This is a genomic window from Paramuribaculum intestinale, assembly GCF_030759015.1.
In the GTDB taxonomy this organism is placed as follows: domain Bacteria; phylum Bacteroidota; class Bacteroidia; order Bacteroidales; family Muribaculaceae; genus Paramuribaculum; species Paramuribaculum intestinale.
On the sequence record NZ_CP098825.1, the window covers coordinates 1,794,375 to 1,818,061 of the forward strand.

Below are 23,687 nucleotides of genomic sequence, written 5' to 3' on the forward strand. Positions count from 1 at the left end.
ACGACCACTTACTGAACAATGGAAAACCAACCGAAGCCAGTAAAGGAACTGACCTACAACCAGGCCATCGGCGAGCTCGACTCGATATTGCGCACGATGCAGAGCGATTCGTGCGACATCGACAAGCTGACAGCCTACACCCGACGCGCCACCGAACTGCTGCGCGAGTGCCGTTCGCGGCTGACGGCCACCGACGAGGAGCTGCGCTCCATACTCGAAGGCCTCGAAAACAACTGACGGCGACAATCCGACAGCCGGCAACGAACCATTTGTGGCCGCACATCGTTGTTAGAACAGACACCCATATCACCGACAGCCACAACTATGTACGACGAAAACCTATTGCAGATATATGCCGACAGCTTCCGCGACAACTGGGATCTGCCGGCTGTCAGCGACTACACCTCAGGCGAGACACTGACCTACGGCCGACTGGCAGAACGCATAGCACGCACCCATCTCTTCCTTCGCGACTGCGGAGTGAAACAGGGCGACAAGATAGCCCTGCTCGGCAAGAACACCATATCATGGGTAGTGTCGTATATGGCCACCGTCACATATGGCGCGGTCATAGTGCCTATACTTCAGGACTTCAACGTCCAGGACGCACAGCATATCATCAACCACAGCGACTCGGTGATGCTCTTTGTCAGCGACTCGATATGGGAGAACATCGAATTCGAGAAGCTCCACCGCGTAAAGGTGGCCATGAGCCTTGACAACGCGAAAGTGCTGGCCGAACATCCCGACAATTCCGGCCGGGCGATCCGCGCCATAGGCCGCCTGCGCAAGGAGTTCGCCCGACAGCATCCCGAAGGATTCAGCCCGACGGAGATCGACTATCCCATCATGGCGCCCGATTCGCTTGCCGAGATCAATTACACCTCAGGCACCACAGGCTTCTCAAAAGGCGTGATGCTGACGCACAGCAATCTTGTGGGCAACGTGGTGTTCGGCATGCGATCCAAGCTCCACTACCGGGAGTCGCGATGCCTGTCGTTCCTTCCGCTGGCCCATGCCTACGGATGTGCTTTCGACATGCTCGTGCCTCTTGCCGTAGGCACACATATCACACTGTTCGGCAAGCTGCCGTCGCCCAAAGCGCTTCTGAAAGCCATGAGCGAGGTAAGGCCTAATCTGATACTGTGCGTGCCGCTCATACTCGAAAAGATCTACCGCAACCAGATACTCCCGGTCATCTCCCGGTCGTCGATGAAGCGTCTGATGGCGCTGCCGCTTCTCAACCGCACGGTCTACGCCAAGATCCGCAGCCGGCTGACCGAAGCATTCGGAGGAGAATTCGAAGAAGTGATAGCCGGCGGCGCTCCGCTCAACAGCGAAGTCGAAGCGTTTCTCCACCGCATCCGCTTCCGGTTCACCGTAGGCTACGGCATGACCGAATGCGGCCCCCTCATAAGCTATACCCCCTGGCAGACTTTCATTCCCGGCTCATCGGGACGCATTCTTCCGGTGATGGAAGTGAAGGTGACCAGCGACAAGCCGGAAGATATACCGGGCGAGATATGCGTGCGCGGACAGAACGTCATGAAGGGATATTACAAAAACACGGAGGCCACAGAGGCGGTGCTCGACAGCGACGGGTGGCTCCATACCGGCGACATGGGTACTGTAAGCCCTGACGGCACGATCTTCATAAAGGGACGCTACAAGACCATGATACTCTCCGCCAACGGCCAGAATATCTATCCCGAAGAGATCGAGGCAAAGCTCAACAATATGCCGTTTGTGGCTGAAAGTCTTGTAGTGGAGCGCGGAAAACGCCTGATAGCGCTCGTCTACCCCGACTACGAAGCCATGGACCGGCGCGGAGTCACGTCGGCCATGCTTCCGGAAATAATGGCCAAGGTGACCGAAAAGCTCAACCGGCTTGTAGCGCCCTACGAACGCATCGACCGGATACAGCTCATAGCCAACGAGTTTGAAAAGACGCCAAAACGATCGATCAAACGCTATCTTTACAACGCCTGAGTATAGCACCTTACCTGGATTGGAATGCTTTATCGTTATTGGCAATGACACAGACGCCGTTATCTTCACGGCCGACGACAAGACTTCAGGTATCATTTCATTATATCAGCTGAATTTCCAGTTGAGTGTCAGCCAAACCTGAGCCAAAAACGACCGAAATATGACGTTATTTTTGGCCAAATGGCAAAACTTCCTTAACTTTGTCCCCGGATTTCAGGCGCGACACCGGCGCCTGCTGCCGCAATGCCCGGATGGCGGAATCGGTAGACGCGACGGTCTCAAACACCGTTGGAGCAATCCATCCCGGTTCGAGCCCGGGTCCGGGTACCAATAACGACTGATAATCATCTGATTATTAGTCGTTATTTCTTTTATTAGGTGTACTAAAAGTGTACGATTGAAACGATTTATGGAAAATCAAATAAAGGTGATTAGGGGTCAAGCCGAAATCCCGGTGCATTTGTTAAAATTGAAGATTTTAAATGTTAAAGTTTAGGCGTATAGTTTGACGAGTCTGAAGATGAAGAAGTCTCGGTCTCTTACTCCACGCATCTGCGATCGGAAGATCTTGACCTTTGAGTTGAATGCCTCGGCCGAGGCGTTGGTGGCCCTCCTGCGAAAGTAGTTGATTATTGTCGGGGCATGGTTCTTGAATGTCTTGATCACGGAACGGAAGTTATTGTTGTCCAATGCCATTACTTTCTCATACCATTTGTTCATCTTCCCTAATGCCTTGGTCGGTGAGATTTTCAGATTAAATATGCGGCGTAGCTCCATCGCGAGCTGATACGCAGCTTTGAGTATCGGATAGTGCTTGAATAGAATGTTGGCTCGATGTCGCTGTATGTCAGTCCATTTGTTCTGCGACATCATCAGTGTGTGCTTGCTGCGGGCAAGTATCTGACGCATGGTCTCGCCGTTGGAGTACGTCATCGGCGGCTCGGACTTGTCGCGGGAATTGTCCTCTGCTATGAGCTGACGGCGGATGTCGACACGGATTTCATCGACAGCCTCGTTGTAGACCTGCTGTACGTGGAAACGGTCGTTGACAACGTGTGCGTTGTAGAAAACCTCGGCGGCAATGAGCATCATTGACGGCGACAGATCGCACGTCACTTCTTTCACCCGGCGTCTGACTGATTTTCCCATCGCGCCGATAAGAATCGATATTATCTCATCGCTCCTGGTGCCGGGAATGGCCGCCGCCAGCGTTCCGGGGCCGCCATGACCGTCCTTGTTGGTGAGGAAAGTCCATACCTCCCCGTTGCTCAGACAGGTCTCGTCAAGGCTCATGTACGGGCCGATGTTGGCGGCGTTGAAGTAGAATCCGCAACCGAGTTCGCTCTCGCACCACTGGGCGTAGCCGCTCAGCTTATTGCGGTATAAGTCAGCAAAATACTTGCCGCTTACGCAGTACATCCGCGCTATGTGCTTAATCGACAGGGCTGTCGTCTCCACCTTCGTCTTTTAAAAAAGCCACGAACTCGGCACTGAGTCGTGTCCCTTCTTCGTTGGGAAGTTCAAGGTTGTAGGAGAATATCTCGTTTGTTTTCTTGTCCCACCACTTGTTCTTGCGCATATGCAGATACACAGGACGACCCCGCAAGGGATAGTCCTGTACGGTAACATAGTCCGTGTAGCCTCTCGCTACGATATGGGGATTACGAAAATCCTCATCAGACAATTTCTTCTTCTCGTCAAGCCATATGTCGTAGGATTGGTCTGTCTTTTCAAACCTGACCATCTCAAACAGCTCGTTTAAGCCTTCGGGTAAAAACTGCCAAAATGCATCACTGGTTTTCATGACGCAAATTTAACACTTTTCCCAAAATTCATGCACCGCACTTTCGGCTTGAGCCCTTATCGTCGACATTTGAAGAAACTACTATTCTATCCAAATTACTGATATTAGATAGAAAAGATAATGTCTCTATATCAGAGATTCGTTGCAGATAAAGAGTTTTCAAGTTATGCAAATACTTCAATGCGATAATATCTCTCAAATTCTTTGCGTTGAAAACCTCCACCGTTTCCATATTTGAGTTTTGCTCAATGAACCCACAAAGATTTTTTAGTTTAGGTGCTTTATCTATTAAAACTTTTTTCAAGTTGATCAGATTGCCAATTCCATATAAAGATTTGATATGAGTATTATAAAGAGCTACACTTTCTAATAGTTTCAGATTTCTCATAATGGACAAATCATCCATCTTAAAACCACTCAATGACAAATGTTTTAATGAAAACGCAATTTCAAGATTTCGAAGACGTGTGCTATATACGCAATTTAGGTATTTCAAAAATTTGAATATTGAAATATCAAGGTCTTTTTTTAGAGAACCCTCCATTGATAACACCTCCAAATTAACAAGACTATCAATATCCCCAATATTCATATTGGGCTGAAGGATAGTTAAACTCCTTATTTTTAGGGAGGATTCACCAAGAAAAGATAAATCTCCAATTACTCCATTGGTATAATTGGAATTTATCATTATACTTGATATGTTGTGATACTCAATGTATTTTCTATACTCTTGTAGCTTTGGAGCTTCAATAATTAGAGTAAGCTTTGGGAGCATATAACTATCCAAATTCTCAAAATATAAGTAGCCGTCTTTACGTATAATCGTATTGTTCATAACTTTACAATAAGAATTCACCTTCCAGTTTTTTATATGAGGGCTTTGATTGAAATAATTTACGTCGTTTGTTGACCATTTCTACGACAATAGACTTTGCTTGATTTGCTGTAAGGTTGCTTTCGCAAAACGTCATATAAATCTTGTTCATCCATTCATCGCGCGTTCCGTTTCTTAAATTCCATTTTTGTAGAATCCTAACACCACTATCATAATTGCCAATTAGGAATTTAATCATAGCGGCATAATAGTAGTCATGAACCGGGCCATTCCATTTCCCTCTCAACGCCTTAAACCGTTTAAGCCACAACAGTTTGACGAATTCCCAATTGGCATAATTAAGCGATTGAAATTTAATCAGAGATTCGGCATATTTTAATGCGTAAGTTGCGAATTTGAATATTTCCTCCCGAAATATACTATCGTTACCTACATATTCCACAAATCCAGATTTGTTAACGTGTATCCGTTTCCATCCGTAGGAAAAACATAGTGTTGAATATAACGGAGTGAAAGTATCGAATAAAAAATCTATTCCGACATTGCAGAAAGACCCACGAGAATATGCAGATGGCTGAAATTCTATTAAAACAACACAATAGCCACAATCATACAGCCATGTCCGAGATTTCCCCCTTTGGAAAAATCCGTGCGGTAAAAAGGTCGCATTTCCAACCTCTACTATGATTTTATTGTGAATGTCCATATGCAAAGTTAACGAATTTATCTGATAGTCAAGACATGGCAATGAAGAAAACAACGGCTATCCCACCGATTGGGGTGATTTAAGTGAGATAGCCGTTATTGTCAGTGTGGAGATATTAGCGTCTGATGCTTCGGCTTTGCCTCGGTTCTTTGGGTTGGAAGCCGAGTTTTTCAAGGAGCTTGCGGGCCATGTCGCGGAACCATTGGAACACATTTATTCCGTCGATTGTCAGTATGAATCGGTACTTTTCTTTCGGGTCGCGTTCCAATTTAGCATATGAACCCTCCGTGCTGAATGTCTGATTGTGTTCCGATGAGAAAAGAGAGCCTGCAAATCCCACTTTTTCTTGGGCGAGGATTCTCTGCGTGAATCTGTCGGGAAATCCGATATGGGTGCAATATCGCCCCCACCTCAGCAAATCTTCAAGGTCGGGGAAATACCGGGCAATGTCAGCCTTGTATTTCTGGAAATCTCCGTTGGCTTCGTTGGAGAGTTTCTGCATTTGCAGCCGGGCAACATCATCGGAGAGTTTTGATGATGTCGCCATGAGCGACTTGTTCTCAGCGGCAAGAGAAGAATTTGCCTCGGTCAGCCGGGTGTGTTCCGAATAGAGTTCGCTGTTAGCCTGCCGGATTTCCTCGTTGGCCACCCTCATTTGTTTCCTTTGAGCGTCAAGGGCGATTGCGCTGCATTCAAGATGACCGACCTTGCTCTCCAACGATTTCTTCTCCTTGTCAAGTTTCTTCTTCTCGGTGGAGAGTTCGGCTACATCCTTTTCAAGTACGGCTTTCTCGCGCTGGCATTGGCGGTAGTATTCGTGTTGGTCTATGTGCCGGGCTTCCGAGCCTCGGACGCCTCGCTCCAATCCGTATTTCGCCATTGCCTCGGCATAGAGGTCTTGGTAGCGGCTCATCGCCTTACGCTCCATTATGTCATCGGCACACAGCCGTGGACGGTTGGTCGGCTTGGTGCGGTAACGCTTCTTAACCGCCGCCTCCCTCGCTTTCTTCTTTCTCTCGGTTGTGACAATCGGAACGACCGCTATGTGGAGATGCGGTGTGCGCTCGTCCATGTGCAGGGCTGCGCCGACAACATTGTCGCTGCCGAATGTGTCACGAACCCATTTGATGTTGTCGGCTATCCATTGGTCGAGTTTTCCGGCGTCGATGATTTTCTGCATACCCTCGTTGTCGGAGGTCATCACCATGTTGAGGCAGCGTACTTGCCGGTCGGAGATTTTTCGGCTTATCCCGGCATTGGCTATGCGGTGTTCGACAGCAGCCGCAAGCCCGGTTATCCCGTCGGGATATTCGACCAGCCCGTAGCGGTTGAGGTGCGTCCGCTCCGGGTCTGCGTTGTCGGGATGGGAGGTGCGCTCGATATGCTTGGCTATCGAGTTCAAAGACGAGTTCGCCTTTATGATGTGGAACACTGCGTAGCTCATAGGCGAACGAGTTTTTGTTGCGGAGCAATCGGGGTGTACGGCTTCCGATTAAGCCGTTCCGGGGTTTCCAAAGGGATGTCACCCTTTGGCATATTGGGGATATTTTTAGCGTATCGGAACGATATGCGGCTCGACTTATTGAGCAAACCGAGAGCAATGGAATTTATTCCAATTGCCGAGGTGCAGCCAATAAAGGCGGAGCAAAAATTCCCTAATATGCTAAGGAATTTTCCGCATGGCTGTAATTTCCGTGCGCGGCTGCACGGATGGAACTGCTCCCCACACGAGGGTCGCAGGGCGGCAGACCACTGTAACAGGTATAGTGGTACACCGAGAAAAAACATTGATTTCATCATTTCAAATTTAGGGATAACCCCGTGGCACTTTCGGCATTTTGGCACAATCGCCCGTAAGGGTGAAAATGCCAAAGTGCCAAAAATGTCAAGGGTAAATTTAGAATTTGGTGTATGTGCCGTGGCTGTCGCGCGAGAAGAAGACGCCCCGTTTTTCACGCAGGAAACGCTTGAATGTCCGTTCCGGCATTCCGTTCTTGGAGGCTATCGCCACGCCCTCGGCGGTGGTGAATTTGTCGGGCAGTTCCGACATCACGGCAAGCTGCACATCGGTCAAACTGTCCTCGCCGATTATGCACTGCACCTTTGCGGCTGTCACGCGGAAATACTCCGTCAGCCGGATTGAACGCTCGACGGTGGCGGTGTCTATCGCCTTTTTCTTCTTTGCCCCGGTAGCCCAATCCGCAACAGCCAGCAGGAGGCAGAACCTTACGGCATAGATTTCGAGTTTGCTCGCTATGGCGGTCTGCGTGTCGCTTTCATCGGCGTTGCATTTGTCGGTGTACTCGTTCTGCCATTTTACAAGGCGGTCGAACGCTTCAGATGCAAACAGCACATTCTCCGGAATTATATTGCCGTTGGTATCGGTTGCCGGAACAATATCCGTCAGCTTGGAGATTATCTCACGCCATGCCGCAACGATGTCGAATGAGGGTGTTTTTCTCTCGCTGTTCCATTTCACTTTGGATTGGTCGTCCGGCACGACAAAGAGGAAACGCTCCATGAAGCCGTTGGCGTTGCGGTTTCCGGCGGCGAGTTCGCCCAGCACTTTGGGCTGGATCGTACCGATGACGCACAGGAACGGATTGGCGATGAACACACCGCTCTGACTGCTCTTGCGGTCGGACATGGCTACCTTGTGGTTGAACACCGACATCCAGAACTCCGATTCGGAGCCGTTGTTGTAGCGGTTGAAGTTCTTGAACCATGCGGCGAGTTCGTCGGCATAGAGGCACAGCCCCCTCGGATTTTCCGAGAGTATGCGGTGGACTGCTTCCGGGGTTACATCCTGCATGGTGAACCGTATGCGCCTCGGCTCGGTGGGGTTGGTGTCGTAGCCGTTGGCGGCTCTCTCTTTCGGCGGCAGTTCCATTGCCGCCTCGTAGCGTTTCATCGCCTCGTTGAAGATTGCCGACTGCTCCGCGTCGAAATCAATCAACGGCTGCATGGCGAAACTCAAAGGGTGGCTCTTGTTCGCTCCGGGGCGGCCTACAAGGGCGACGAAAAGAATGCAATACTCCTGCCAGCAGGTATTGTATTCGACCTTGTGGGTGTAGCCTATTGCCGCCGACATAGCCGTGAGCATTGACATGGCGAGATAGTCCTTCGAGAAACCGAGAGTGACGTTTGCCTCGTCGATTATTTCACGCACTTTCTTGGGGAGTACATCGAGAGGGAAAGGATTGCCGATGTTTATCTTTTCGGCGGTATCTTCCTTTTTCATCGTTTACCCCCTTTCTGCGCTGTGGATACAAGCACTCCGATTGCGTTGCCGTCGGTAAGCCGTGCCTCAGCCCATTGCAGGAGTTCGGATTTACGGAAATGGAGCTTTGATCCGAATTTCTGGAAAGGGATTGTTCCCTTGCTCGTTTCCTTGTAAAGCTGCCCTCTCTTTATGGGATAGCCGTTGGCATTGAGAAAAGCCAGCGCACCGTTCATGTCGAGCGATTCACATTCTGGTTTCGCTGCCTCTGCAGCGGTTGAAGCAGATGCTTCCTTTTCGGAGAGATACGCCTCTACCGACCCCCTCACAAGAAGTTTGAGGACTTCCACGAAGGGGAGATTAAGAAAATCAGTCATGTTCATTGTGGATGTGGATTGATTAGTGGTCGGGGAAAGTTTTAGCGCATTGGGCATAGACTTTTCAGAGTTAAAAACGTGTGGATTTTCATCATACAGATGTGGGGGTGTTGTCAAAGGGTTAAAATAAGCCTCACAGCCCTGACTACACCCGGAGGGATAAGGCTGCTTGACTACCGTTAATATAATAATCGGGCAACTGCTCTTTGCCTTGCAAAACAGCGAAAATCATTGAAAATGATTTTATCCTGTTATTGCCACGGGATATAAGGCAATTGACAGGGCTTACACTCGTACTGCCGCTTTTATATACGTCATATACGGATATAATAAAAGTCTATTCTCAATGGTTCTTGCTTTCGCAAGTGGTGCAGTTGGCAGAGGGGGTAGCACTGATGTCGCTATAATCATTGTAGCGGTTTTAATCATTGTTCCCGGCATATCGGCTGCCAATGCTCCGTTACTACAAACAAGGAAATTTCCATGATGGTTCGCTGTGTCTGGCTTTGTCCGTGTTATTCCGCCATACGTCCTGCTTTTTCTTTTCGGAGGTCGTTTCCTTGATTGCGCGACGAAATTACAACCCCGGCACGGAATATCCAAATTTTCAGCACCTTGCGACTTGCATTGACTAATGGCTGAATGAAATCGGCTAATTCTCTGCCAGGATTGCTATATTAAGTTACGAAAATTTTTCGGAATTTGCAAATGATGTGTTGATTTCACTGCGCAGGAGGCAGTGCATTACCAAAATATCCGGCTAATCCAAATGCAAACGCTATGAATCCCACTAAAATTAAGATAATGCCTCCGATTATAAGTGTTAGAAGCACCACAAGCCAAGGATAATGAATTTTTTGCGCCAGTAGATTCATTATCCAACGCATTAGAAATAATGCGAGAACCAATATACTTATGAAAACAACAACCCCCATTTATCAATCGGGAAAATTGATAAGGTCGAAATACATCGCCCTTGTAGGAGAATGTTTGTCTTTATCGGAGAGGAACATAAAGCCGCATTTCTCATAGAATGGCACGGCGGCTGCGTATGCGTCAACCGTGATGAAACGGCAAGCACTTCGGCGCATAGTGGCGAAAATATGCTTTACTTGCAGGAGAATCGCCCTGCCTATCTGCTTTCCGGCATAGTCTTTCGAGATGGCAAGACGACCGATTTTAACTGCCGGATATTCCTTGCGCCGTTTGGAGTTAGCTACGCGGCGGTTAAGACGGTTCCACAGTTTCTTCTCATCGGGGTCAAAAACAATCTTGTCGTTTAGCAGGCTGTAATAAGCAACGGTCTTGTCCGCCTCGTTATCTTCGAGCAGATAGGTCAACGCCATCATCGACTTGTAGTAGTTGACAGCATCGGAAATTAAAAAGTCATTCAAATCGGCATCGCCGCAATCGAATGACTTTATCCGTGTATCGGCATCTATCTGCCGGAAAGTGAATTTGTCAAAGTCCATAATTACATCGGGAATGTGCTTATGGCTTTGAACGCCTCATACGCCTTTCTCGCCGCTTCCTTTTCAGCCTTGCTGACGGGAGCGGGATTCGCCATTCTCTTGGCGAAATTCTCAGCGTCCTTGCCCCTTAATACGGGGGTTTCTTTGATAGGTCGTGCCATGTCTGTACTCCTTTGTTGCTTATTAGATTACAAAGATACAACAAATTTCTGATATATAGAGTTGTTAAGTCGAGAAATCTTGCAACCTTGATTGCAAGTATGCTGTGAGAGGAAAAAGGACACCGGGTATCCCTCCCAGTGTCCCACCACTAAAATCCACAATCAAAATAAATTTATGACTGCGATTCGTATGCAAAGTTAAGTCTTTATTATCACTTGCGCAACCTTATAACGCTCCGGCAGTGCGGAAAGTGCAGAAGATAAAGCAATTTATTTCATTGATGAGTAGTTGACTGAACCAAGACTGTTGATTGCTTTCGACATTAGGTCATCACTCGCACGAGTGTATTTTTCAGTATGTTTGAGGCTACTGTGTCCTAAGAGAGTTGATACAATCTTGATGTTCGCGCCTCCGTTAAGAAGATTAACGCCGAAACTATGTCGGGCGCAATGCCATGTTATGTGCTTGTCTATCCCGGCTCTTTTCACCCAACGTTTAACGGCTTTCAAACAAGCAGTATGAGATGGTAACGGGAAAATCTTATTATCCCTATCATCTGTCGTTTCGGGTTGTCCTACTAACGAAAGTATATCTTCATTTAAGGGAATGACAACACCACTCGCCGAACTATGTCCGCGTGTCTTATTCTGCTCAAATATAAGCAACTTGTTTGCATAGTCAATATTTCGATATGTTATGTCGCTTACATCACACCAACGCAGGCCGCAGAACAAACTGAATAGAAAGGCACGTTGTATCACTGGGTTTTCATTTGCATAATGCGTTTCCATTAGCCTTTTGATTTCTTCCGGCGAAAGCACTTCCTTTTTAAGCGTCTTTTCATCGACTTTGATTGTTATTCCGTCGCATGGATTTTTCGGCAGAATATCTTTCTCAACGGCGTTGGTGAGAACCTTTTTGAAACGTTGGTAGATTGATTGAGGACCTTCACCTTTACCGTGAGCTTTGAGGTATTCTACAAAAGCCAACATCATCTCCTTGGTTAATTGCTGTTGACGTATAATTCGGTCATACATAGCATACGCCGGTGTTTCTTTGAGAAAGGCACGAAAACGACGATGCGCCAATTGTATCATTCTTTTATCAGCCTTAGTGTAGTTTTCTATGTATTCCTCAAAGAAATCATGGAAATTTGAGATACGCTCTTTCTTTAAGCGATACCCCTCTCTATCCTCCAATAGTTGTTGCTCTCGCTCAAACCTTATTTTTTCGGCAAGTGCGAGTGTGTTTTTGTTTTGTAGCCGTTCTTGTTGGGTTCGAGGTGCAATCCAAATGTAGAGATTGAGATTTTCTTTTCGGCGGTCATGTTTGATTTTGTACTTAGGTTTGCCTTTCATTGCTCCGGCGGTATAATATACCGGATTGCCGTCCTCATCAAGAACAGGTGTTTCGGTACGACCGAGATAAAATTCAAGATATAGACTTGCTCGACCGTCGCTCAAAGTGGCTTGTTGTAGTTTCGGGTTTTGTTTGTTCTTAGTCTTGATATTTGCCATAATAGTTTCTTTTCTACAAATTTACCTATACTAACGCAAAAGGTAAAATTGGGTTAAAGAGTCTTTAACAGTTCTATAACAAACAACGTGTACTAAAAGTGTACTACTTGGCAAAAAAGATAGAAAAATCAGCAAATCAATATAATTGAGATTCGGTGTAATTTGTTGGTTATCATTACATTTAATTGTGGGTGTTTCTATGTGTTTTCTTATGGTTATCCCGGGTCCGGGTACTGAAACGGGGAGTAGAGCAATCGGCTCCCTTTTTCTGTGCTCCCCATCGTAACTCGTTGGCCTATTAGTAGATACTTTCCAGCACTTTGTTGTAAGAGTTGGTTCTATGTTTGGATATGCTAGAGATTCTTTTTGCTAAATTATAAATCAACAACTTTCCCCGCAAGCTTTTATTTCACAAATTAACTCTATTTAATGCTCTCTGGAAAGACTCTTTCAGGCGCTTCGGCTGACTGCCTTGCAAATCATGATCCGGGGCTGATGGATTTGCTGCGATTTATGCGTAACTTTGCCGACACATATTTCCGACTATGAACAGACGCAAGAAAAAGAATGGCCGGCGCAGCGCACAGTCGCTCGTGGTCATGATAGTGATATTGGGCGCGATGTGGTTTGCCTCAGCCATACGCGCACGCGACGAGGCCAACGCAGCCGGAGAGAGCCGGACGACGGAACCCACCGGACAAACCGACAACACCATAGCCGTGCCCGGCGGTGAGCAGATGCTTGCAGTGGTCACCAATCCGAATCTGCGCGGCGTCGACGTGGAATACGCCGGGATGATAATGTCGTTCAACCCTTCGATGCATGTTCCCAACTGGGTCAGCTGGGAACTCACCGAGAGCGAAACGACCGGCCACGCCAAGCGCTTCAACAAGTTTATGGCCGACGAGAGCGTGGAGGGATGTGCCGAAACCTGGGACTACAATTACTCGGGCTACGACAGAGGTCACATGGCTCCCGCGGGCGACATGAAATGGAGCGACGAGGCGATGCGCCAGACCTTTTTTCTGACTAACATCTGTCCGCAGATGAAAAGCCTCAACACCGGTGCATGGAAACGCCTGGAAGAGAAATGCCGGCAATGGGCCAAGGCCGACAGCGCCATACTGATAGTGTGCGGGCCGGTGCTGACCGATACCCTCAAGGAGTATATCGGCGACAGCAGAGTGGCCGTGCCGGAACGTTTTTTCAAAGTAGTGCTCGCCCCATACGCCAATCCGGTGAGAGGTATCGGCTTCATCATGGACAACGGCCGGGTGGAGGGCGGAATGCAGTCGGCAGCCGTGAGCATCGATGAAGTGGAACGGGTGACGGGTCACGACTTCTTCGCGTGTCTGCCCGACGAGATAGAAACAAAAGTCGAGGCCGAGTGTGATTTCCCTTTCTGGAGCAATATAAAAGCAAAGCGATGATCGAATCAGACACAATATGCGCAATATCCACCCCGCCCGGATGCGGGGGCATCGCCGTGGTCAGAATAAGCGGTGAGAATGCCATTGGCATAGCCGGACGTATATGGAAAGGGAAGGCGCTCAGCAACGTCAGAGCGCGGACAAGCACACTCGGAGACATTGTCGACCCGGCGACAGGCGACACAACCGACACAGCTCTGGCTATGGTGATGCACGCTCCGCATTCGTTTACGGGCGAGGACACTGTTGAATTTTCCGTACATGGATCGACGTGGATCCAAAGCGAGATACTACGGTTGCTTATCGACTGCGGATGCCGCATGGCACAACCTGGCGAATTCACCCGTCGAGCCTTTGCAAGCGGCAAAATGGATCTGGCACAGGCCGAAGCTGTGGCCGACGTCATAGCCTCCACCTCTAAAGAGAGCCACCGAATAGCCGCGCAACAGATGCGCGGCGGGATATCACGACGTCTTGGCGAACTACGCTCTCAGCTGCTCGACCTTTCAGCACTGCTCGAACTGGAACTTGATTTTTCGGAAGAGGACGTGGAGTTCGCCTCACGGACACGCCTGCTCGACATCGCCCATAACGTCAAAAAAGAGGTTGCGACACTCGCCGCCTCATTCTCGAAAGGCAAAGCCATCAAAGAAGGGATACCGGTGGCAATCGTAGGCAACACAAATGCCGGCAAATCCACACTCATAAACGCTCTGCTTGAAGACGATCGGGCGATAGTGAGCGACATTCCGGGCACCACACGCGACACGATCGAGGACACCGTCAGGATCGACGGCATGGAATTCAGGCTCGTTGATACAGCCGGCATACGCACGACTGACGACACCATAGAGGCTCTCGGCATAGAGCGTTCACTAAAAGCCCTCAGGCAGGCACGGATAGCCATAGCAGTAATCGACACTACAACGCATCCGGACGATACAGGACAGATCCTGCGACGGGTAGAACAAGAAAAATCCGATGACACACTGATCGTCGTAGCGTTGAACAAATGCGACAGCGGCACAGCCGCCCCGCACAGACTGGCCGTGCAATCGATGACTCCGAACGCACGCATTATCGAACTATCGGCACTGCATGGCAGCGGCGTCGACACACTGCGTCAGCAACTTCTGGAACTCGCCGACCGACCGGCTCTGAACGACATAGTAGTAAGCAACGCCCGTCACTACGAGGCTCTTACGCTGGCCATGGAATCCATTACGCACGTGATTGACGGTCTTTCTGCCGACCTGTCGGGAGTACTTATTGCCGAAGATCTCCGCCAGACCCTGCATCACCTCGGCGAAATCACCGGCGACATCACCACCCCCGAAATTCTCTCAACAATCTTCAGCCGCTTCTGCATCGGTAAATAATTCATTGATACACAATGAAATACAATGACGATAATTGACTGTCATTGAGCGGAAAAACTTGAAGACATCGCATAACGCCTAATGCTGATAACGGTCAGTATTAGGCGTTTTTACGCACTTATTTGTACGGATATTGTACGTCGTTGACCATCTCCACCCCAAGCGTCAGCAAGGTGGTGGAGGATGTGGTACGTCACGGTACGTTGTGATACGCCACGATACAAAAATTGGTGAAATCAACACGTATGATATGAGTAGTAACATTAAAATCGAGAAAGTTTGTGAGTGGTGTGGCAACAAGTTCACCGCCCAGACTACCGTAACACGCTTCTGCTCGAAGCGTTGTTCAGAACACTCCTACAAGGAGAGAATGCGACAGAGAAAGATCGCTCTGTCTAATCAGGAAACGAAGCTACAATCCGGCAACGGCAGTAAGTGGCGAAATAAGGATTTCCTGACACCTACCCAAGCCGCCGAACTGCTCGGTATTGGTCGTATGTCTGTATACCGATATATTCGTGCCGGAAAAATAAAGGTCAATAGGTTTGACAGAAAGACTCTCATTAGCAAAGCTGACCTGTTGGCTATGTTCGACTTTCTTCCTCCGAGAGAAGAAAATCAAGTATCTGTTGAAAGGACAGACAAAACCATCACGGAATTTTATACCCGCGCTGAGATTCGGGAGAAGTTTGGCGTGAAGGATTCATGGATATATAAGGTAGTGGCCGAAAATAATGTGCCGAAGACTATTCTCCGGGGAAAGGCTTATTTCAGCAAGGCGCATATTAACCGGCTTTTCTCGGCAAGGAATGAGAATCCGGAAATCACGGAGTGGTATTCGGTCGAGGATATTCAACAGAAATATGGTATGACGCTGTCGGCAATCTATTCGCTGGTATCTAAGGTCGGTATTCCAAAACGTAAGGATGGGCCGAAGGTGTATTACTCCAAATATCATTTCGATGTTGCCAAAGGTGCGAAGTCGGCCGAGGATGTTGAGTTTATTTCGGTTGCTGATGCCATGGAGAAATACTCTCTGACTCGTGACCAGTTGTATCACTACGTCAAGACATATAAGATAACCAAACTCCGCTGTGGAAAGTATGTTAAACTGAACGCCAGAGAGTTAGCCGAGTTATTCAATCCTAAGATTCAGTTATAATCCGGTGATTTTGGTCACCGAACAACCACCATCTACATTTGTGAATTATAATCAGAAAAACGAATATGAAAGCATCAAGTATCTCTAAAGTCACTCTTCGTCAGGAGAAACTAAAAAGCGGCAAATTGTCGCTCTACCTCGACTTCTACCCACCTATCTGGAATCCGAATATCAAAAAAATGTCGCGCCGTGAATTCCTCGGTCTGTATCTCATTGCCGAACCGCAGGATAAATTCGAGATGGACTACAACGAAGCCATCTTAATAAAGGCGCGTGGCATACGTGCACAACGCGAGATGGCAATCATCAATGAGGAGTTCGGCTTCATCGACAAGACCAAGAAACATGCCGACTTCCTCGCCTACTTCGAGGACAAGGCTAAGTCGAAATATCAAAAGTGGGAGATTGTATATAAGCATTTCTGCGAGTTCACCAATGGGCGTTGCCTCGTGAAAGATGTGACCATCGGCTTATGCAACGACTTCCGGAGCCACATCCTCAGTCTGCGCGTCAAGAAAAAGAAGTATGCTAAAATCGCCACCAACTCCGCCGCCGGATATTGGTCAACATTCCGCGCCCTGCTCAAAATGGCATACAGAGAGGGACTGCTCAATGAGAATATCAACGACCATCTGGAATCCATCGACTGGGAGGAGCCGAAAATCAACTTCCTTGAAATTGAGGAAATCAGAAGACTTGCTACCACACCCTGCAAAGTAGATGTACTGAAACGAGCATCGCTGTTTGCTTGTCTCACCGGCTTGCGAATCAGCGACATCCTCCAGTTGAAATGGGACAATATCGAAGTATCACCTGATGGCGGCCACTGTATGCGCATCTGCACTCAGAAAACCAAGACACAGGCAACCCTTCCTCTTAACGAGGAAGCATTATCATATTGCGGAGAGCCGAACCGTGGACTCGTATTCAAAGGATTGAGTCGTGCCCATACCCGCGAGCCATTCAAGAGTTGGCTGAAAGCCGCCGGAATCACCAAGAAAATCACCTTCCACGGTCTGCGCCACACCTACGCAACGCTGCTGATAACCAATGGCACCGACATCTACACAGTCTCAAAGATGCTCACCCACAAAAACGTCGCCACGACCCAGATTTACGCCGAAGTCGTAAATCAAAAGAAACGTGACGCCGCCAACAGCATTACGTTGAAATAAATCCATCAGAATTTGGATGGAGTAAACTTTTTAGTTAACTTTGCAGTTGTATAATTGAGTATGGCTAATAGAACGATAAAAATATACAAAGACTACTTCAACGAGTTTTATGTGGCTCAGACAGATGCAGTAAGAAGAAAGATTAACTACTGCCTAAATGTCGTCCGCAGTGTTGACCGAGTTCCGAAAACAATACTCCGGAGCATGGAAAATACGGATGGTCTATATGAGATTCGAGTCGAGGTCGGAAGCAACATATTTCGCATATTCTGCTGTTTCGATGAGGGTTCATTGGTGATTCTGTTCAATGGATTCCAAAAGAAAACACAAAAGACGCCACCGTTACAGTTGGAGCGAGCAAAAAAGATTATGAAAGAATATTTTAAAGAGAAAGAAAATGGATAAAGTCAAGAAAGAAGCAATAATGAAGGCTCGGACTTTCGACGAACTTCTCGATGCCGAATACGGAAATCCCGGAACACCTGAGCGCGACCAGTTTGATGCTGATGCTGCGGCTTTCTGTCTTGCAGAGACACTTAAAGAGGAACGGCTTCGCGCCGGACTTACCCAAGAACAACTTGCAGAACGAATTGGCACCAAAAAGACATATATCTCTCGCTTGGAGAATGGAAAGTCTGATATCCAACTAAGTACCCTTTTCCGAATCTTCGAGGGATTAGGCCGACGAGTATCGCTGACAATCCTCTAACAGGATACTTTACAACTATGCTATTGAATGGAGGTCACTGATGTGGTCTCCATTCTTCATTTGGTATCGCTTTAACATTTTGGATGCGAACAATCGGAGGGGTTAAATTGTCTTTATAGATGTTTAATCATTTAACACCCCACCCAATATGAAAAATGCCCCAAACCGGGACACGATTATTCTCTGGAGTGCTGTAATAGCCGGAACCGGACTTCTCGCTCTGCTCGTTCGTCACGCTGCCATCTATCGGTTTGGCACCGATACCTTTACCGGAAATGTTCTTTTCGGTGTCATCTTCATTCTTCTCGTTGGTTTATACCTCGGATTACAATCCGTTATTGAAGATTTTTCCCGCACCATCTCCAATTTCTTCCGTCGCAAGGAAGCCGTTGTAATCGCCGAAACGACATCTGGCGAACAGATTGCCGTTCCTGCGATGTCTGAACCGCAACAAATGGATTACTGTTCCGAAGCGACAACAACTGACTGTGAAGTTTGGGAAGAGGATGTCGAATTTTCCAATAATCTTAATGAGCATCCTTATGAAGTCATTGATATAATGGACGATGGCACACGCCATATCAGATTTGCCGATGGCTCAGAAGGTTATGCCAGTGCAGGATTATCCGATGAGGAAATTCTCTTTGAGCATGAATATCAAAACAACTGTCCAGATTTTGATGAGGACGCAATATTTCAAGACTTTATCAGCGGGTTGACTGCGCAAGAGAAATATGACTATGAGAACAACATCAAAAGGGAAAAAATTGAATCAAATGAAGAATATGAGTATGGATGTTTTGCATCTGTGCCGGAACAGAATGTTATAGACAACCGTGATGGCACGACAACCATTGAAGAATACGAAAGCACAGTATTCATAACGGCAAACGGGGATGTTATTTTCCTTCACCAGTTGGACGAGATGATAAAATTCTATAACGAGCACAAGGAGACCACGGAGAAAATAATAACTCAGAAGAAAGAATGCGATGAAGCCTACGAGAAGCTGCTGCGTAACGAGGAACTATACAATACTGAACAGGTTACATTCATCTGTGCTTACATCACTTATACCATGCAAGGATTCATGGAATCACACGAACTTGACAAGTTGCACCTCAACGCCAGAATGTGGACTAAAACACCATTAGCAGAATTTAATGCTGTAAAACTCAGGAAAAAACATCAACTGTCAAAAGAAGACCTCAAACATCTCGGCTACAATATCGGAAAGTTTCTCCGATTGAAGGGACCAGTCATTGCAACCTTTGTAAAGACTGTGTTCTATGAACCTTTCAGTAATCTTCAAATACAAAGCATAAATTCAAAACTTACGGACACAAATCCGGACAAGGATAAAATACCCCTCCTGTCGCGAGAGCAGATGGATGCATTGTTTGAACATTTCAAACGTTATAAGACAATCAACCTGAAGGTTGTCGAAAACAAAGGTAAATCGAAGAAATAATTATTTCGTCCCAATACTGATTGCGGATAACACTGGTTCAGATCCAGAGTTATCCGCTTTCTTTATACCCTTACCCAACTATTTTGCCAAACCAGCTACCTAATACGACAACCTCATGAGTGTTTGATGATGTTCGTGTATCAGAGTTCCAGTTAAAGCATCGCCACTTGAATATAACTGCTTCATCGAGTTTCTAACCATATCATTTTTCCGGACAAATATTTTAACAACTAATAAGTTAGCTTTGACATCTCGGTTATTTTGAGTTTTCTAAAAGTGATTTTTCTAACCGACAACTCACTTTCTTTCAGTGCGGTTTTATTTCCGTAAACAAACTTGAAATTATTCGATATGGAAACATCCACAATCACCTTCGACCAGCTGCCACATGTGGTAAGCGGTCTCTCAGAGAAACTCGACCGGGTACTTGAGTTACTTGAAAAGGTAGGCGCAGCCAACCCTTTCAAACAACACAAGCCCTCCCGGAGAATCGTTCACGCGAAAGAGGCTTGCACGATTATCGGCAAGTCACTTTCGACCCTCTACCGCGCAATCAAAGCTCCGAATGACCCCATTCCGAGCTACAAGCGCGGCAAGCTCCTCTACTTTTATGAAGATGAGTTATACGCATGGATCGAAAACGGACGCAAACACGCCGTTGCTCCTTCCTTTGAAGAACAGGTGGCGGCTGTCACCGCAGGCATGAAACGCCGTCCGCGAGGAGGCTATAATTTCTGATGACTATGGAAAAGAATATTACTCTCGATACAGTCATCAGTGCATTGGCAAGTCATACCTCTGCCACAGCATCTGACTTTCCCATTGATGTGTTTCCGGCAAAACTGCAACGCTTAGTTCTGGAACTGCATACAAGTTGCGGCTTCCCTATCGACTACACCGCGTCGGCTATGCTTGCGGCTATCTCAGTTGCAATCGGAAATACCCATCGCGTGGAAGTGAAACGCAACTGGCGTGAATCAGCCATAATCTACATGGCAATCGTAGGCCGTCCCGGAGCAAACAAATCTCATCCACTCAACTTTGCAATGCGCCCACTGGTCAACGCCGACTGGAAAAACAATCAGGAGTACCAAAAACAGTTTCGTGCATATCAGGAAGCCATCGCTATGAGCCGCAAGGAGAGAGTCAATGCCGGTTATGACCAATTCCCAAAGGAGCCGAAACGTCTGCGTTACCTCGTATCGGACGTGACACAGGAGGGATTGAGCGTTATTCATTCCCACAATCCGAGAGGTCTCTGCCTTTGGGTTGATGAATTGGCCTCTTGGTTCAAAAACTTCACGCGCTACAACAATGGGTCTGAGGAACAATTCTGGTTGTCGGCATTCAATGGTAGCACCACAATGTCAGACCGCAAGAACTCTCAGAATTCCATTTTCATCAAATGTCCTTTCATCTCGGTTGTCGGCACAATTCAGAAACGTCTGCTGACTGAACTCGCCAATGGTGAACGTGCAGCCAACGGTTTTATCGACCGCATACTGTTCGCTATGACCAAGACAACCGCCAAACCGAGATGGAATGAGGAGGAAGTGCGTGAAGACCTTGACCGAGACTGGGAACGTATCCTCAACCGACTTCTATCTGTGCCCTGTAATCTCAACGAGAATCAGGAGCCGCAGCCGATAATCATTCGGTTTGACAACGAAGCAAAGAAATCGCTATATGTGTGGCAACATCGCAATGCTGAGTTGTGCGACAGTGAGATGAGCGATAATGTTATCAGCTTCTTTTGCAAACTTGAGATCTACGTGCTTCGATTCTGTCTGATACTCCGCATGGCTCGCTGGGCAGTTTTAGACGAAACTCAAAGTCCGGAGATGATCGAGGTTAATGATGTCGATGGCGCTATCCGGTTGGCTGAGTATTTCCGTCAGAACGCCCTTGCGGTAATCACATGCGTCAGCGAGGAGAAACTGAACGACTTACACCGCACCGTATATGACCATCTCGCCGATGAGTTCTCAACTGCCGATGGCATCAAGACCGCCGAACGGTTCGGAATGAAAGACCACACATTCAAGATGTTTCTCACGCGCAATCTGAACACGCTTTTCAAGCGAATCCGCCAAGGATGGTACCGTAAGATGTCATGTTACTCCACTAACAATGTTACTGCCGATGGAGAAGTTTGACCACTCAATAGTCGCCTCAACTATGCGCAGTGGTCATCCTCGGATAAGAGATGTCACAGGGCAATCGAATAGCTAAAGAGTACAAGGTATTCACATAACTAAGATTATTAACCGGACGAAAGTCCTCAAAAAAAATGAATAATATGGCAACATCAAAAAATCCCGCTAGTCAGTCATCTGAAATGACTGACGCACCTAAGAATCCCCAAATGTCTAACCCTTCTAAAACTGAGAACTCTATGGAAAATTCTATCTTTCCCGAAACTCAGCAATCCGCTGAGATTGGCGCGGCCACTCAACCCAAACCGTCGCGCCCCAACGCCAAGCAACGCAAGCTTGACCTCGAAGATTACCGCACTGCTTTCTTCGCTCCGATTAAACTCGGAAAGGACAACAAGCATCAGGTGGCAATCAGCAATGACACGTTTGAGCGCGTGGACAAGATTGCCCGCATCTTCGGCGGTTCGGGCTACAGCGTCAGCAGCTTCGTTGAGCACATCATCAACGAGCATCTTGACGGCAACGCCGACAACTACGGAAGCTGGTTCGCAATAATCAGCAAGTCGTTCTAATCGCCATAGCGACTATAATGAAAATGGCATAGCCATCGGAGCGCCACGCGAAGCGTTACCGGGAGAGAAACGTAGGGTAGCAAGGTAGTGGCAACGTAAACTTTTGCCGACCTTGCACCCTCCGTTACCGGGTGGCTGACTACGCTCCCGATGGTCACAGTCAACTGATTTATTCATCTTAAAACTCTGTCATAATATGACTTTTACAAAGAGGAAATCCGCATCAAAGAATGCGGCTGATAAGCCCAAGAAACTCCGGGTTGTGAGCGTCCGACTCACAGAAGAAGAGTATCAGCAGGTAGTTGAAAATTGCCGCAAAGCCGGCAGAAAATTGTCGGATTTCTGGCGACGGGCACTGCTCAACGCCAAGATAACGGCACTCGCCACACCAGAAGATATGGCGATACTTCGTCAGATTGGGAGCATGAGCAACAACCTGAATCAGCTTGCTACGGTAGCCAACGCGACCAAAGACTTCAAGCTCGTTAGCTGGGAAGTGCAGGCCCGCAGCAAGGAATTGAAAACCCTTTACAACAACTTATCAAATGGTTGGAAGCATAACTAAAGGGAGCGATTTTGGCGGCTGTGTCCGCTATGCGCTCGCCGTGGATGAACCCGGCAAGGAGGCTCGTCTGCTCTACGCCGAGGGCGTTTTGAGCGACACACCTCAGGATATTATCAATGGTTTTGAGTGTCAGCGACATCTCAACCAGCGTGTTCAACATTGGGTAGGCCACATCTCGCTGTCCTATTCTCCCGAGGATTCGGCAATACTCACCGATGAAAAAATGGTGAAATTCGCCCTTGAATACATGGAGCGGATGGGTATCAAAAACACCCAGTTCATCATTGCCCGACACCTCGACAAAGAGCATCCTCACTGCCATATCGTGTTCAACAGAGTGGGCAATGACGGCAAATGCGTCAGCGACAGCTGGGAATATTATCGGAGCAATGACATCTGCAAGGAGCTGAAATTGAAGTACGGACTGACCTTCGGGGAGGGGCGCGACAAGGTGAAAACTCACCGACTCAAAGGTCGAGACAAGGCCAAGCAAGAGGTGTATGTCGCCGTGCGTGATGCACTGAAAGTCGCCAAAGATTGGACTACTTTTCAGCGAGAACTCGCCAAAAGCGGTGTATCGCTCCGCAAGAAATACCGTCGCGGCACCACCATTGTCGAAGGTCTGTCTTTCGTGAAAGGTAAGCATAAGTTCAAAGCTTCGGAGGTCGCAAAAAAGAGAAAATTCTCTTTCGCTAACATCGACCGTATTCTCAACGAGAACAAAAACGGACGTTCTCAAACGGCATCTGCCACTCCTGCCGTGCCTCGCCCGACGGCACCAAGGGCACCGAAGCCGGAACCGAGCATAGCATCAAAAGTGATAGAAGCCGGACTTGAAATCGGCGAGAATCTCGCCGAAGGGCTCAGTGGTCTGTTCAAACTCGGACCCGGCTACGACGCCGAACAGGAGGCCATGAACAACGAGATGGAACGCCGCCGCAAAAAGGCCAAACGCAAGGGCCGCAGTATTTAACCCCACAAAA

At 47.8% G+C, this 23,687-nt stretch carries 24 protein-coding genes and 1 tRNA gene; 15 read left to right on the forward strand and 10 right to left on the reverse strand.

The window, feature by feature from the left end; translation table 11 throughout:
• The first annotated feature begins 18 nt into the window (after positions 1-18).
• The 3 genes from xseB to NF347_RS07975 all read left to right on the forward strand — a co-directional run bounded on the left by xseB (position 19) and on the right by NF347_RS07975 (position 2,319).
• Complete coding sequence (xseB, locus tag NF347_RS07965; protein ID WP_107036967.1) at positions 19-237, forward strand: exodeoxyribonuclease VII small subunit; 219 nt, start codon at positions 19-21, stop codon at positions 235-237.
• 87 nt (positions 238-324) lie between these two features.
• Positions 325-1,989, forward strand: a complete 1,665-nt coding sequence (locus NF347_RS07970; RefSeq protein ID WP_107036968.1) for an AMP-binding protein — start codon at positions 325-327, stop codon at positions 1,987-1,989.
• Between the two features lie 245 nt (positions 1,990-2,234).
• A tRNA-Leu gene (locus NF347_RS07975) sits at positions 2,235-2,319 on the forward strand.
• 162 nt (positions 2,320-2,481) lie between these two features.
• Here NF347_RS07975 and NF347_RS07980 read toward each other — a convergent pair.
• The 10 genes from NF347_RS07980 to NF347_RS08025 form a co-directional block, all read right to left on the reverse strand.
• The gene (locus NF347_RS07980) at positions 2,482-3,447 is read right to left on the reverse strand and encodes an ISAon1 family transposase (RefSeq protein ID WP_289744932.1); all 966 of its coding nucleotides are present in this window, start codon (positions 3,445-3,447) and stop codon (positions 2,482-2,484) included.
• On the reverse strand, positions 3,422-3,793 hold the full coding sequence (locus tag NF347_RS07985) for an ISAon1 family transposase N-terminal region protein (protein ID WP_107037119.1): 372 nt from the start codon (positions 3,791-3,793) through the stop codon (positions 3,422-3,424). The genes NF347_RS07980 and NF347_RS07985 overlap by 26 nt, the downstream gene beginning before the upstream one ends.
• 28 nt (positions 3,794-3,821) lie before the next feature.
• Positions 3,822-4,631, reverse strand: a complete 810-nt coding sequence (locus NF347_RS07990; RefSeq protein ID WP_107036467.1) for a leucine-rich repeat domain-containing protein — start codon at positions 4,629-4,631, stop codon at positions 3,822-3,824.
• Between the two features lie 4 nt (positions 4,632-4,635).
• On the reverse strand, positions 4,636-5,073 hold the full coding sequence (locus tag NF347_RS07995) for a hypothetical protein (protein ID WP_133165597.1): 438 nt from the start codon (positions 5,071-5,073) through the stop codon (positions 4,636-4,638).
• A 379-nt stretch (positions 5,074-5,452) separates the two neighbouring features.
• Complete coding sequence (mobV, locus tag NF347_RS08000; protein WP_107036469.1) at positions 5,453-6,781, reverse strand: MobV family relaxase; 1,329 nt, start codon at positions 6,779-6,781, stop codon at positions 5,453-5,455.
• A 453-nt stretch (positions 6,782-7,234) separates the two neighbouring features.
• Positions 7,235-8,578, reverse strand: coding sequence for a DUF3987 domain-containing protein (locus tag NF347_RS08005; protein WP_107036471.1), 1,344 nt, complete (start codon positions 8,576-8,578; stop codon positions 7,235-7,237).
• Positions 8,575-8,940: a helix-turn-helix domain-containing protein gene (locus NF347_RS08010; protein WP_128703504.1), complete on the reverse strand. Its 366-nt coding sequence runs from the start codon at positions 8,938-8,940 to the stop codon at positions 8,575-8,577. The genes NF347_RS08005 and NF347_RS08010 overlap by 4 nt, the downstream gene beginning before the upstream one ends.
• Positions 8,941-9,872: 932 nt before the next feature.
• Positions 9,873-10,406, reverse strand: coding sequence for a GNAT family N-acetyltransferase (locus NF347_RS08015; protein ID WP_107036474.1), 534 nt, complete (start codon positions 10,404-10,406; stop codon positions 9,873-9,875).
• A gap of 2 nt (positions 10,407-10,408) precedes the next feature.
• Positions 10,409-10,567: a hypothetical protein gene (locus tag NF347_RS08020; RefSeq protein WP_164913280.1), complete on the reverse strand. Its 159-nt coding sequence runs from the start codon at positions 10,565-10,567 to the stop codon at positions 10,409-10,411.
• Positions 10,568-10,837: 270 nt separating this feature from the next.
• Complete coding sequence (locus tag NF347_RS08025; protein WP_107036475.1) at positions 10,838-12,085, reverse strand: tyrosine-type recombinase/integrase; 1,248 nt, start codon at positions 12,083-12,085, stop codon at positions 10,838-10,840.
• Positions 12,086-12,630: 545 nt separating this feature from the next.
• Here NF347_RS08025 and NF347_RS08030 point away from each other — a divergent pair.
• The 12 genes from NF347_RS08030 (at position 12,631) to NF347_RS08085 (ending at position 23,677) form a co-directional block, all read left to right on the forward strand.
• Positions 12,631-13,515 carry a DNA/RNA non-specific endonuclease gene (locus NF347_RS08030; RefSeq protein ID WP_107036476.1) on the forward strand — a complete coding sequence of 295 codons (885 nt, stop codon included), beginning with the start codon at positions 12,631-12,633 and terminating at the stop codon, positions 13,513-13,515.
• Complete coding sequence (gene mnmE / locus NF347_RS08035; RefSeq protein WP_107036477.1) at positions 13,512-14,894, forward strand: tRNA uridine-5-carboxymethylaminomethyl(34) synthesis GTPase MnmE; 1,383 nt, start codon at positions 13,512-13,514, stop codon at positions 14,892-14,894. The genes NF347_RS08030 and mnmE overlap by 4 nt, the downstream gene beginning before the upstream one ends.
• Positions 14,895-15,099: 205 nt before the next feature.
• Positions 15,100-16,056: a helix-turn-helix domain-containing protein gene (locus tag NF347_RS08040; protein WP_237613041.1), complete on the forward strand. Its 957-nt coding sequence runs from the start codon at positions 15,100-15,102 to the stop codon at positions 16,054-16,056.
• A gap of 65 nt (positions 16,057-16,121) precedes the next feature.
• A complete protein-coding gene (locus NF347_RS08045) occupies positions 16,122-17,231 on the forward strand; it encodes a tyrosine-type recombinase/integrase (protein WP_107036478.1) in 1,110 nt (369 codons plus the stop codon).
• Positions 17,232-17,291: 60 nt separating this feature from the next.
• Positions 17,292-17,636 (forward strand): type II toxin-antitoxin system RelE/ParE family toxin, encoded by a 345-nt coding sequence (locus NF347_RS08050; protein ID WP_107036479.1) that lies wholly within the window; start codon positions 17,292-17,294, stop codon positions 17,634-17,636.
• Positions 17,629-17,940 carry a helix-turn-helix domain-containing protein gene (locus NF347_RS08055; protein ID WP_107036480.1) on the forward strand — a complete coding sequence of 104 codons (312 nt, stop codon included), beginning with the start codon at positions 17,629-17,631 and terminating at the stop codon, positions 17,938-17,940. Before NF347_RS08050 ends, NF347_RS08055 begins: the two co-directional genes overlap by 8 nt.
• A 148-nt stretch (positions 17,941-18,088) precedes the next feature.
• Positions 18,089-19,411 carry a hypothetical protein gene (locus tag NF347_RS08060; protein WP_107036481.1) on the forward strand — a complete coding sequence of 441 codons (1,323 nt, stop codon included), beginning with the start codon at positions 18,089-18,091 and terminating at the stop codon, positions 19,409-19,411.
• Positions 19,412-19,762: 351 nt separating this feature from the next.
• The gene (locus NF347_RS08065) at positions 19,763-20,149 is read left to right on the forward strand and encodes a helix-turn-helix transcriptional regulator (RefSeq protein WP_107036482.1); all 387 of its coding nucleotides are present in this window, start codon (positions 19,763-19,765) and stop codon (positions 20,147-20,149) included.
• A 5-nt stretch (positions 20,150-20,154) separates the two neighbouring features.
• Entirely contained in the window at positions 20,155-21,567 is a 1,413-nt protein-coding gene (locus tag NF347_RS08070; RefSeq protein WP_107036513.1) for a DUF3987 domain-containing protein, read from the forward strand.
• 143 nt (positions 21,568-21,710) lie between these two features.
• Entirely contained in the window at positions 21,711-22,139 is a 429-nt protein-coding gene (locus NF347_RS08075; protein ID WP_161553817.1) for a DUF3408 domain-containing protein, read from the forward strand.
• Between the two features lie 196 nt (positions 22,140-22,335).
• On the forward strand, positions 22,336-22,704 hold the full coding sequence (locus NF347_RS08080) for a plasmid mobilization protein (protein ID WP_107036484.1): 369 nt from the start codon (positions 22,336-22,338) through the stop codon (positions 22,702-22,704).
• Positions 22,685-23,677, forward strand: a complete 993-nt coding sequence (locus tag NF347_RS08085) for a relaxase/mobilization nuclease domain-containing protein (protein WP_107036485.1) — start codon at positions 22,685-22,687, stop codon at positions 23,675-23,677. Before NF347_RS08080 ends, NF347_RS08085 begins: the two co-directional genes overlap by 20 nt.
• Positions 23,678-23,687 lie beyond the last annotated feature (10 nt).